Annotated in this window: 9 protein-coding genes; 3 read left to right on the top strand and 6 right to left on the bottom strand. The window is 61.8% G+C overall.

Annotated features, from left to right (window positions below):
* Window positions 1-173: 173 nt before the first annotated feature.
* Window positions 174-2,753, bottom strand: coding sequence for an ATP-dependent chaperone ClpB (clpB, locus tag QNI87_RS15060; protein WP_300598039.1), 2,580 nt, complete (start codon window positions 2,751-2,753; stop codon window positions 174-176).
* Window positions 2,754-2,956: 203 nt separating this feature from the next.
* Between clpB and QNI87_RS15055 the strand changes: the two genes are divergently transcribed.
* Both QNI87_RS15055 and QNI87_RS15050 read left to right on the top strand, forming a co-directional pair.
* The gene (locus tag QNI87_RS15055; protein ID WP_300598037.1) at window positions 2,957-5,185 is read left to right on the top strand and encodes an acylase; all 2,229 of its coding nucleotides are present in this window, start codon (window positions 2,957-2,959) and stop codon (window positions 5,183-5,185) included.
* A gap of 78 nt (window positions 5,186-5,263) precedes the next feature.
* Entirely contained in the window at window positions 5,264-5,569 is a 306-nt protein-coding gene (locus QNI87_RS15050; protein ID WP_300598035.1) for a hypothetical protein, read from the top strand.
* Between the two features lie 62 nt (window positions 5,570-5,631).
* On the opposite strand, the gene QNI87_RS15045 is transcribed toward QNI87_RS15050, so the two are convergent.
* From QNI87_RS15045 to QNI87_RS15035, 3 genes are read right to left on the bottom strand one after another with little or no spacing between them, the layout of a single operon-like run.
* Window positions 5,632-6,609, bottom strand: a complete 978-nt coding sequence (locus tag QNI87_RS15045) for an esterase-like activity of phytase family protein (RefSeq protein ID WP_300598033.1) — start codon at window positions 6,607-6,609, stop codon at window positions 5,632-5,634.
* 10 nt (window positions 6,610-6,619) lie between these two features.
* Window positions 6,620-8,116 carry an Asp-tRNA(Asn)/Glu-tRNA(Gln) amidotransferase subunit GatB gene (gene gatB / locus QNI87_RS15040; protein ID WP_300598031.1) on the bottom strand — a complete coding sequence of 499 codons (1,497 nt, stop codon included), beginning with the start codon at window positions 8,114-8,116 and terminating at the stop codon, window positions 6,620-6,622.
* 34 nt (window positions 8,117-8,150) lie between these two features.
* Entirely contained in the window at window positions 8,151-8,960 is an 810-nt protein-coding gene (locus tag QNI87_RS15035; protein ID WP_300598029.1) for an FkbM family methyltransferase, read from the bottom strand.
* Window positions 8,961-9,157: 197 nt separating this feature from the next.
* Between QNI87_RS15035 and QNI87_RS15030 the strand changes: the two genes are divergently transcribed.
* The gene (locus QNI87_RS15030) at window positions 9,158-10,243 is read left to right on the top strand and encodes an acyltransferase (RefSeq protein WP_300598027.1); all 1,086 of its coding nucleotides are present in this window, start codon (window positions 9,158-9,160) and stop codon (window positions 10,241-10,243) included.
* A gap of 8 nt (window positions 10,244-10,251) precedes the next feature.
* On the opposite strand, the gene QNI87_RS15025 is transcribed toward QNI87_RS15030, so the two are convergent.
* Window positions 10,252-10,404, bottom strand: coding sequence for a hypothetical protein (locus tag QNI87_RS15025; protein ID WP_300598025.1), 153 nt, complete (start codon window positions 10,402-10,404; stop codon window positions 10,252-10,254).
* A gap of 307 nt (window positions 10,405-10,711) precedes the next feature.
* Window positions 10,712-12,196, bottom strand: coding sequence for an Asp-tRNA(Asn)/Glu-tRNA(Gln) amidotransferase subunit GatA (gatA, locus tag QNI87_RS15020; RefSeq protein WP_300598023.1), 1,485 nt, complete (start codon window positions 12,194-12,196; stop codon window positions 10,712-10,714).
* Window positions 12,197-12,207: the final 11 nt, after the last annotated feature.

Here is a 12,207-nt window from a genome sequence, read left to right as displayed (position 1 = left end):
GTGTCGTTAATCCCACATACAGAATTGCTTCTTGGACTTTTCTAAGCCCGCAAACCCGGTCTTGCGTAATAATATATGCCTTGCACGTAACAAGGCGCATTTCGGCTCGCATGGCTCACAAAGCGTAAAGACGGGAAAGCTCCGCTACTCCCACGCTGGCCGAACCGGAGTCGCTATTCGTCGATCTCCATGCGCAGTTCGCCATCGCCTTCGTCGATTTTGACTGTCGATCCGTCGACGACTTCGCCTTCGAGCAGCATTTCGGCGAGCGGATCCTGCAAATACCTCTGCACCGCGCGCTTGAGCGGCCGCGCGCCATAGACCGGATCGTAGCCAACCCGACCAAGCCAGCGCAGCGCGGCTTCCGTCAGCTCAAGCGTGATCTTGCGATCGTCGAGCAGCTTTTGCACCCGCCTGACCTGGATTGCGACGATCGGCGCCATGTGCTCCATGGCAAGGCGGTGAAACAGGATGATCTCGTCCAGGCGGTTCAGGAACTCGGGCCGGAAGTGCCCGCGCACCACGTCCATGACCTGGTCCTCGACATCGGCGACCTTGCCGTCGTCGGGCAGATTGGAGAGGAACTGGCTGCCCAGATTGCTGGTGAGGATGATCAGGGTGTTCGAGAAATCGACCACCCGGCCCTGTCCGTCGGTCAGGCGGCCATCGTCAAGCACCTGCAACAACACATTGAAAACGTCGCCATGCGCCTTCTCGACCTCATCGAACAGCACGACCTGGTAGGGGCGGCGGCGGACGGCCTCCGTCAGCACCCCGCCCTCGTCATAGCCGACATAGCCCGGAGGCGCGCCGATCAGACGGGCGACCGAGTGTTTCTCCATGAACTCGCTCATATCGATGCGCACCATCGCCTGATCATCGTCGAACAGGAAACCGGCGAGCGCCTTGGTGAGTTCGGTCTTGCCCACACCTGTGGGCCCCAAGAACAGGAACGAGCCAAGCGGACGGTTCGGGTCTTGCAGGCCGGCGCGGGCGCGGCGCACGGCCTTGGACACCGCTTCGATCGCTGAAGCCTGGCCGATCACGCGCTTGCCAAGGATGTTCTCCATGTCGAGCAGCTTCTCGCGCTCGCCCTCCATCATCTTGTCGATGGGGATGCCGGTCCAGCGGCTGACAACGGCGGCGATATCCTCTTCGGTGACTTCCTCGCGCAGCAGCGCGTCCTCGCTCAGTTCTTCAGCGGCCTCGAGGCGCTTTTCGAGCTCCGGAATACGGCCGTAGGAAAGCTCGCCTGCCTTGGCGAGATCGCCTTCACGCTGCGCCTGCTCCAGTTCTAGCCGCGCGGCGTCGAGCTCCTCCTTTATCTTGCCTTCCGCCTCGATCTTGTCGCGCTCATTCTGCCAGCGAGTGGTAAGTTCGGCGGATTCCTGCTCGAGATTGGCGAGTTCCTCGCGCAGATTCGCAAGGCGATCCCTGGAGGCCGCGTCATCCTCTTTCTCAAGCGCCGATTCCTCGATCTTGAGCTGAATGATCCGCCGGTCGAGCGCCTCGATTTCTTCCGGCTTGGATTCCACCTCCATACGGATGCGCGAGGCGGCTTCATCCATCAGATCGATCGCCTTGTCGGGCAGGAAGCGGTTCTGGATGTACCGGTCGGACAAACGCGCGGCGGCGACGATGCTGCCATCGGTGATGCGCACGCCGTGGTGCAGCTCGTACTTGTCCTTGATGCCGCGCAGGATGCTGATCGTGTCCTCGACGCTGGGCTCTTCGATATAGACGGGCTGGAAGCGCCGCTGGAGCGCGGGGTCTTTCTCGACATATTTCTGGTATTCATCAAGGGTGGTGGCGCCGATACAGTGCAGCTCGCCGCGCGAAAGCGCGGGTTTGAGCAAGTTGGAGGCATCCATCGAGCCTTCGCTTGCGCCCGCCCCGATCAGCGTGTGCATCTCATCGATGAAAAGGATGATGTTGCCCTCGGCGTTCTTCACCTCATCGAGCACCGACTTCAAGCGCTCCTCGAACTCGCCGCGATATTTCGCGCCCGCAATCAGCGCGCCCATGTCGAGGCTCATCAGCGTGCGGCCCTTGAGGCTGTCGGGAACATCGCCATTGGCAATGCGCAACGCCAGGCCTTCGGCAATCGCGGTCTTGCCCGTGCCCGGTTCGCCGATCAGCGCGGGGTTGTTCTTCGTGCGCCGCGCGAGGATCTGGACGGTGCGGCGGATTTCCTCGTCGCGTCCGATCACGGGATCGAGCTTCCCGTCGCGCGCCGCCTGGGTCAGGTCGCGCGCAAACTTCTCCATCGCGTCATAGGTGCTTTCTGCGTTGGCGCTGTCGGCGGTCTTGCCCCCACGCAGGTCTTCGATGGCCGCGTTGAGGCTTTGCGGGGTGACGCTTGCGGCCTTCATCGCCTCACCGCTCGCGCCGGGCGCGAGCGCGAGCGCGGTCAACAGCCGCTCAACCGTAACATAGCTGTCGCCAGCTTTATCTGCGAGCTGTTCCGCGCTGTCGAGAACGCGCACCGCATCGTTATCGAGGCCCGGCTGCGACTGCGCGCCGCCACCCGTGACGGCGGGTATCTTGTCGAGCGCTGCGTCCACCGCGCTCACGGCCAGAGCCGCCTCGCCGCCCGCGCGCTGGATCAGGCCCGCGGCCATGCCCTCATCGTCCTCAAGCAGGGCTTTAAGGATGTGGACGGGCGAGATCCGCTGGTGATTCATGCGAATGGCAACGGTGAGGGCGGATTGGAGGAAGCCCTTGGCGCGATCGGTAAACTTTTCGAGATTCATTCAGAAAACCCCTCACTCAGTGTTCCGCCTAGATGTAGTGTTGCATTTGTGCAACACAAGGCTGGCGCGTCGCTTTTCGAACGGTGTGTTATCCAAGTAGTTGGGTCGGTCAAAGCCAAATGCAAGCGTCGCTTTGGCTTGCGCTTGACCTGCCCTGCTGCGCCCGCAATTGTCGGTTCGAAATCTGCGGGAGAGACAGACATATGAGTTGGCCAATGCGCCTGGGGATCGGCTTCGTCGCCGTGCTCATCATCGCGTTCATCGCGCTTGCGACTTGGGAGCCTTTCTACGCAAGCGCCTCGGCAACGACTTCGAGCAAGGCTTATCGCGCCGAGATCATTCGCGACGAATATGGCGTTCCGCATATCTACGGGAAGACCGATGCCGACGTTGCGTTCGGTGTAGCGGTGGCGCACGCGGAAGACGATTTCTTCACGCTTCAGGATGTGATCGCGATGAGCCGGGGCCGCTATGGCGCGATCGCCGGGCAGGAAGGCGCCGTTCTGGACTTCGCCTATCACCTGCTCGAAGCGCGCGACACCGCCGTGGCGGAATTTCCCAAACTGCCGGCTGAGACACGAGCGCTTTTCGAAGCCTACGCCGCGGGGCTGAACCGATACGCACACCAGCATCCCGACGAGGTAAAACTTGCGAACCTGTTCCCAGTGAACGGTGAGGACATTGCGGCGGGCTTTGTGCTGCGCCAGCCGTTCTTCTTCGGGCTGGCGAACGTTATCGGGCCGCTGGTTGCGGGTGAGGAGCTGAACCGCGAGTTCGGCCCCGACATTCCCGGCTTCCCGAGAGACCGGGTGATCGCGCCATCGACCGAGCCATTGATGGACCCCGATGCCGCCGACGAGGTCGCGAGCCACCGCCCTCACCCACTACCCCTGCCCGGCAGCGAGGATGCGGGGCTGCTGGGTTCCAACGCGTTCGCCGTCACCGCTGCAAAGGGCGGCGGCACAACCACGTTGATCGCAAATTCGCACCAGCCCCTGCGCGGCGGCGTGGCCTGGTACGAATTCAGCGTCGAGAGCGAAGAAGGCTGGCATTTCACGGGCGCGAACTTCCCCGGCTCACCCTACCCCTTTCTCGGCCACAACGAACATCTGGGCTGGACCAACACGGTCAATCGCCCTGACATGATCGACGTTTACCAGCTTCAGATGGATGAGAGCGGCACGCGCTACCAACTCGATGGCGAATGGCGCGATCTGGAAAGCAAGACCGTCATTCTTCCAGTGCGCATGGGCCCACTGGTCCTGCCGATCCCGCGTACAATTCATCGCAGCGTGCACGGGCCGGTGATCGCGAACGATAACGGCTTCTTCGCGATCCGCTATGGCGGCATGGGCACTGCCGATCAGCTCGACGCGTATTATCGTCTGACCAAGGCGACGACCCTGGATGAATGGCAGGCGCAGCTAGAGCGTATGGCGATCCCCTCGACCAATTTCATCTACGCCGATGAAGACGGCAACATCGCCTATGTGTACAACGCTGCGATCCCCGACCGGCCCGAAGATCCCAAAGCCAACTGGCGCGGAGTTCTGGACGGCTCGCGCTCGGATCTGATCTGGGAGAGCCCGGTCAGCTATGCACGCCTGCCCAAGCTCATCAATCCGGCGAGTGGATGGGTCTACAACTCCAACAACGAACCCTACACGGCGGCAGGCGAAGGGAGCGATCTTAGCCCGGAGGATTTCTCGCCGATCCTCGGCATCGAACGCAAGCAGACCAATCGTTCGCGCCGAGCGTACAAATTGCTGAGCGAGGCCGAAGTGCTCGACCGCGCGGCGCTCAAGGCGATCAAGTACGACACCGTGTATGAGCGCGCGAGCTATGTCGAAACGATGCTAAGCGCCCTTGAAAAACTGGAGGCGGAGGGCAAGCTTGCCGAGGCGCGCGACTTGCTAACCGGCTGGGACCTCAATTCCGATGGCGAAGGCCCCGCCGACGCACTCGCCTATCTGGTGCTGCGCGACTACATGTCGGCCGAGTATCAGAACAAGGCGGACTATCCCGACATTCGCGAGAAGCTGCAGGCGGCCGTCGATCACCTTGTCCAGCATTTTGGCCGGATCGACCCGCCGTTGTCGGAGCTGTTGCGGCTGCGCCAGGGCGATGTCGACCTACCGCTCGATGGCGGATCGGACACCTTGCGCGCGGCGACCACGTGGCAGGTGGACGCGGATGGCCGGCTTGCCCTTATCCATGGCGACAGTTTCATCCAGTGGGTGGAGTGGAAGGACGGCGAGCGGGTCTCTTCACGATCGGTCCAGCCGTTCGGCCAGGCGATCACGCGTCCGGACAGCCCGCACTACGCCGATCAGATGCAACTCTACGTCGATCACGAGCTCAAACCGGTCCGATTCTGGCGCGACGATGTCGAAGCGAACGCCAAGCGGCGTTATGTGGTTGAAGCGAACTGACACTGGTGTAAACAGCGTGGCCAAGGCCGTCGGGATCGTCGCCGGTCACACATGAAACATATCTCAAGGGAGAACAGCATGTCCGTTGCAGGAACCTACAAGACCGTCGTCAAGAGCCCGATGGGGGACCAGTCCGGCACCTTCACCGTCGTCCCCGGCGATGATGGCAGCACTTTCACCGGCACGATGGCCGGCGGCATGGGCCAGATGGACGTCGAAAACGGCACCATCGACGGCGACACGCTCAAGTGGGAAATGAACATGACCGTGCCGATGCCGATGAAGCTCGAATGCGAAGCGACGGTCGACGGCGACCAGCTCACCGGCACCGTGAACGCGGGCGCGTTCGGCGCGATGCCGGTAACAGGCGAGCGCGAAGGCTAAGCCCGCTTCACAAGCGAAAATCGAAAAAGCCGTCGGGAGCGATCCCGGCGGCTTTTTTGTGTCTAATCCGCGTCGGGCAGAACCTCGAATTTCATCAGAAGCGTGCGCTGGCTTGAGGAAAAGTTGTCATCAGACACTATGTAGAGGAAGGTTCGGTCTTCCGCTTCACGCACCGCGAGCCCTTCGAAGTTATCGACGGTCAGCGGAGCCCGAAGGACGGCGAGATCTTCGTCGGCATCGTCAGGTCGAAGGACTAGGATACCCGCGGTGTTCCCGCGATCAGGCGTGTAGCTGCGGAAGAGCACGAACAACCGCCCATCGCTCGTCATATCCGCATCGGTTGGCACCGCACCGAGGCCCAGCATATCTTCGGGCGGATCGAGGCGAAAAGCCGACGGTGCCATGCCCTGTGTTTGCCAGAAACAATTGGGCTGGGGAGCGGGTCTTTCGCTCTCAGCACACAGAAACAGCGCGCGTTCGTCGACCGCCAGAGTTTCAGCTCCACCATTCGCCTCAAGCGGCCCCATGATCGCAACCGGATCAATTTCCGTGGGTTTGGGTAGACTGGAAAGCATCGGGTAACGCCAGATGCGATGGTCGCGCTCAAAGCCTACCAGCCATCCGCCTTGCGCGCTGCGCGTCAGGCTCTCACTGTCGCCCTGCGCCTTCCCGGTAAGTGAAGCGCCATCGAGACCGCGAAGCGCGCCGATCGCAATATCTGCGACGCCGACAAGCTGCCCATCTCTCTCAACCGGTGCAAACCACACCCAGCGCGCGTCGTCTGTGAGCGCCACCAGGCTTCCACTCCCCTCGTCCCAACGCAGCGCCGAGAGGCCACCGATGTTCTGGTCCATTCTCGGGATATCAATCCCGCCGCGATAGAGCAGATCGCCTACACGCTCTCGACTTGGATTGTCGGGATCTAGCGCAACCAGAACGACGCGATCATCAGTCGCTCCGCGCCGGTGTATGACCCCGGCAACGAGGATCAGCGCAATCGCGAGCGCTCCGGCGATCCAGAAGGCTCGGCCCGCGCGCATGTTCGCTCGCTTACCCCAGCTTCTCCTTCAGGATCTGGTTGACGACCTGAGGGTTCGCCTTGCCTTTCATCGCTTTCATCGTCTGGCCGACGAAAAAGCCGAAGAGCTTGTCCTTGCCGCCCTTGTATTGCTCGACCTTGTCCTCGTTATTGGCGAGAATTTCGTCGATCGCGGCTTCGATCGCGCCGGTGTCGGAGACCTGCTTCAGCCCCTCGGTCTCAGCGATTTCGTCGGGCTCGCGGCCCTGCCGTAGCACGATCTCGAAGATCTCCTTGGCCTGACCGCCGCTGATCTCGCCCTTGTCCTGCATCGCGAGGATGCTCGCCTGACGGGTCGCGGTTGCGTGGGCAGGGTCAGCCTCGTCGCCGACGGACTTTATCACGCCCGGAGCGACCGAAAGCGCCCAGTTGGCGACCTGCGTCGCCACCTTGGTCTCGGGCTTGCCGATGGCATTCGCCGCAGCGGTGAGCAGTGTCTCGAATCGGGCAAAAGTCTCAACCTCAACGGTCAACTCGCGCGCGTTATAGGGTGTAAGACCCAGCTCCTCTTCGTACCGTTTGCGCTTTGCATCGGGCAGTTCGGGGAGCGAAGCGCGACACTCTGCGAGAAAGCCATCCTCCAGAACCAGCGGCAACAGGTCGGGATCGGGGAAATAGCGGTAATCGTGCGCGTCTTCCTTCGAGCGCATCGTGCGCGTCGTCCCGGTGCCCGGATCGAATAGGCGCGTTTCCTGATCGACTGTGCCGCCGCCTTCGATCACATCGACCTGGCGGCTCGCTTCGTATTCGATGACCTGCATGACAAAGCGGACCGAGTTGACGTTCTTGGTTTCGGTCCGCGTGCCGAACTCGTCACCGGGCTTGCGCACAGAGACGTTGACGTCGGCGCGCATTGAGCCTTCTTCCATATTGCCGTCGCACGAGCCGACATAGCGCAGGATCGAGCGCAGCTTTCGCACATAGGCGCCTGCTTCCGCCGGAGAACGCATGTCGGGCTTGGAGACGATCTCCATCAGCGCAACGCCCGAGCGATTGAGATCGACGTAAGACATGGTCGGGTGCTGATCGTGCATCAGCTTGCCCGCGTCCTGCTCGACATGGATCCGTTCGATGCCGATCACCTTGTCGTCTGGAATGCCGTGTTTCTCATCCGCCTCGATCAGCAATGAGCCTTCGCCCACCAGCGGGTGGTAAAGCTGGCTGATCTGATAGCCCTGCGGCAGATCGGCGTAGAAGTAGTTCTTGCGGTCGAAGCGCGACCACGCGTTGATCTGCGCCTCGATCGCCATGCCGGTGCGCACCGCCTGGCGGATGCATTCGCGGTTGGGCACGGGCAGCATGCCGGGCATCGCCGCGTCGACGAGGCTGACCTGGCTGTTGGGCTCCGCGCCAAAGGCGGTGGCGGCGCCCGAAAACAGCTTTGACGCGCTCGTCACCTGCGCGTGCACTTCAAGGCCGATCACGACCTCCCATTCGCCTGTTTGCCCCTGGATGCGGTAGTTGCTCATAAAAATGGCCTTCGACTGATTAGCGGCGCCCGTCTCAGGCGGCCACGAATAACTGGTTCGATATTTTTTCGGCGAAATCCAGCCGGTGCTCAAGCCTGTAGCCAAGCTGCGCCATCAAGTCGCCAACGCTGATATCGTTCTTGCGGTGAACCTCTAAAAGCAGGGTCGGCTTGTCGCGTTCCAGCACGCCGCGCATCCCGCGAAGCGCTCTGAGTTCGTGCCCTTCAATGTCCATCTTTACAAAGCCAAGCGGTTCCTCGCCAAGCGCATCGTCCCCCTTAACGATATTCACCCGCACGCCTGACGATGCATCATCGCTGATATGCGCGGCGCCGATATTGTTCACAAGCGGCACGACTATGCTCGCCTCACCCTCCTGGTCGGAAAATCCGACCGGCAAAATCGTGCTCTGTGCAAACAATCCGTTCAGCCTCAGGTTTAATTCCAGCAACCGGCGCGGTCGGGGGTTCGGTTCGACGGCGAGGATGCGTTTGAAGGGAAGGAAGAGCCCGGCGAAAACCGCATGATTGCCGACATTTGCGCCGATATCGAGATAGGTCCCATCGTTTGCGTGCGCAGCAATCATCTCAAGCTCGTCCAACTCGTAGAATCTGCCGTGCAGGTGCATACGCTGAATGAAGTCGCGTTCGTTCTCGACAAAGAATATGGCCTCCCCGCGTTCATGGGACACCAACACCGCCGCGCCCCGAACCACGCCCTCCTGTTCGCCGCCCCACGTCATCGAAAAGCCGCTGTACTGTCCTGTCGTGCGATGCGTCTGGGGCCGCACCGCAAGACCGCGCTCAGCGAGATAGTGACGCGAAAAGGCCAGTATTTTTCTCATTCCAGTCCCTCGTGTTGCCATGCGATCTACGGGGCGACGCTATTACAGATCTTTGATTCAGACGACTAGGCCCCTGCCAACCGAGAAGAAGCTCTTTTTACGCACCCTGTGCACCACACCCGTCCAGTTGCGCGCCGGACTGGATGCGAACGGGCCGAATCGGTAAGGCGTGCGTTCTGCGAAATGCAGGGGCACGAATGAACGAACCGACCACAGGGCAGGAGCCACCGCGACTAAGCGAATTGCCCGTCGCGGCGAACGGGTTCGACACGATCCGCCTGATCGCGGCGTGTGCCGTCATCGTCAGCCACGCCTTCCCGCTCAACGCGCTTGCCGAGCCGCTCAAGTGGCTCACCGGCGGGCAGGCAAGCCTTGGCAAGCTGGCGGTGTGCGCGTTCTTCGTGATTAGCGGTTTCCTGATCCCCGCCAGTCTGGAGCGCGGCACGCTCGCCCGGTTTGCCGAAAAGCGCGCGCGCCGCATCATGCCGGCCTTAATCGTTGCAGTGATGCTGTGCGCCTTCGCGCTTGGGCCGGTGGCAACCACCATGGCGACCGGCGCTTACCTGAGCAATTTCGGGACTTTCAAATTCCTCGCCAACATGGTGTTTCTGCCAGTGGGCTACGACCTTCCCGGCGTGTTCGAGGGCAACCCGGTTTCCGCCGTTAACGGCAGCCTCTGGAGCCTCAAATTCGAGGTTGCCTGCTATATTCTTGTGCCGATCCTGATGGCGTTTGCGCGCCTTCGCGCCGCGGCGGTTTGGGCCGCGACGCTGGGCAGCTTTCTGGTGACACACTGGTTGCAAGGCGATACACGAGGCGCGCTTTTCTTCGTTGAGCAGATGGCCTCGCTGTTCCAGTTTTACGGCGTGGGAATGCTGTTCTTCCTCTACAAGGATCGAATTCGAGTGCGCGCCGGGTACGCGTGGCTTGCGCTCTTGGGCGTCGCGCTTTCGATCCCGACGCCGTTCTTCCTTCAAGCCTGCGCGACACTCGGCAGCTACGCGTTGATCGCCGCCGCCTATCTCAGCCCCGAGGGCTTTCGCGCCCTCACCGCGCGCGGCGACATCTCCTATGGCGTCTACGTCTACGCATTCCCGGTGCAGCAGGTGTTCGTCCCCTTCACTCTGGGTTTGACGATTGGCGGCGTCTCGGTGGGGTGGCTCGCCAACACGCTGTTCGCGATGCCGATCGCCGCGCTGCTTGGAGCGGCCTCGTGGTGGCTGATCGAGAAACCGGCGTTGACGCTGGGGCGAAACCGGCAGGCGCGACCCAGCGTCGCCTGAAGCCGCGTCTAGTCGGCGTCGTCGTCTTTGGGCAGTGGCCGACCATCCTCACCAAAACGCGCCTCGCCGTGGTCGATCGTCTTGGAGAGATACATCACAAGCCCCGCCAGAAGGACGAAGCAGAGCATGAAAATCGTTGCGTAGATGATCTCGCCGGTCATACTTCACTACGAACGCCAACTTGGCGCTAAACGCTCACTCTTGGCCAATCCACTAAACAGCAAGCGCCCGTCTTTTGCATCATTTATGCTAAGCGCTACCCAGCCAGACCAAGGGGAGTGCCGCGGCGTGATCCTTACTTGGGCTTTCGCATACTTCCCATCAATAGCCTTCGCTTTCCAACCAACCACGCCTTTCGCGAATTCGACACCTTCGGCCAAAATCCCCACCTCAAAGCGCGGAGCCAATTGTCCGTCAATTCTGTCCCAACCCTCATCAGGAACAAGATAGACTGGCTCGGACATCGCCTTACCACCACTTCTCCGGCGCGTGGTCGAAGCCGCTACGCTGCTGGATCGCGAGGCCTGCGTCGAGCACGCTCTGTTCGTCGAACGCCTTGCCGACCAGCTGCAGGCCAAGCGGGAGGCCGTCTTCGGTCATCGTGGCGGGCACGCTCATGGCAGGGAGCCCCGCGAGCGATGCCGGAACCGCGAACACATCGTTCAGATACATCGTCAGCGGGTCTTCGTTGAGGCTGCCCAAAGGAAACGATGGCGTCGGCGTCGTCGGCGCGAGGATCACGTCGCAGTGCGCCCACGCCTGCTCGAAATCACGCGCGACCAGCGCGCGCACCTTCTGCGCCTGGTTGTAGTAAGCGTCGTAAAAGCCCGCCGAAAGCACATAGGTCCCGATCAGCACGCGGCGCTTTACCTCGTCACCAAAGCCCGCCTCGCGCGTTTCGGCGTACATATCCTGCAGCCCCGCATTCTCGGGCAGTTCGCGCAGGCCGTAGCGCACGCCATCATAGCGCGCGAGGTTGGACGAGGCTTCAGCCGGGGCGATAATGTAATAGGCTGGCAGCGCGTATTTGGTGTGCGGCAGCGAGATATCGACAATCTGCGCGCCCGCATCCTTGAGCCACGCTTTGCCCTGCTCCCAGCTTTCCAGGATCGCCTCGGAGGTGCCCTCCATGCGGTATTCCTTCGGGATGCCGACGCGCTTACCTTTGAGGTCGGCGTTGAGCGCGCCTTCCCAATCGGGCACGTCCATTTGCAGACTGGTTGCATCCTTGGGATCGAAGCCCGCCATCGCGCCCAGCATGATCGCGCAATCCTCAACGCTGCGCGCCATCGGGCCCGCCTGATCGAGCGAGGAGGCAAACGCTACCACCCCCCAGCGCGAGCAACGCCCATAGGTCGGCTTGATCCCGCAAATGCCGGTGAAAGCAGCCGGCTGGCGGATCGAGCCACCCGTGTCGGTGCCGGTCGCGGCGGGCGCGATACGCGCGGCAACCGCAGAGGAGGAACCACCAGAGGAACCGCCCGGCGACATTGCAGCGTTGGAGCCAGCCTTGCGCCAGGGCGAGGACACGTTGCCGAAATACGAGGTCTCGTTCGAAGAGCCCATCGCGAACTGGTCAAGATTGAGCTTGCCCAGCATGCCCGCGCCCGCATCCCACAGGTTTTGCGACACGGTGCTTTCATACTGAGGCTTGAAGCCTTCGAGGATATGGCTTGCGGCAGTCGTCTGCACGCCGTGCGTCGCAAACAGATCCTTCATGCCGATCGGCACACCGGCCATCGCCCCCAGTTCCTCACCTTTCGCGCGCTTGGCATCGGTCGCATCGGCGGCGGCCAGAGCGTGATCGGGCGTCGTGACGATAAACGCGTTCAGAGCCGCCGCGTCCGCGACCGCCGTGTTGAAGCTTTCCGCCACTTCGCGCGCAGTGAAATCGCCCGCGGCGACGCCATCGCGGATGGCTTTTACACCAAGACTTGTAAGTTCTTCGCTCACTTCAATTCCGT

Origin of the sequence: Erythrobacter sp. (assembly GCF_030066995.1) — a bacterium.
Classification (GTDB): Bacteria; Pseudomonadota; Alphaproteobacteria; order Sphingomonadales; family Sphingomonadaceae; genus Erythrobacter.
This window is presented reverse-complemented; position numbering and strand designations above follow the sequence as displayed.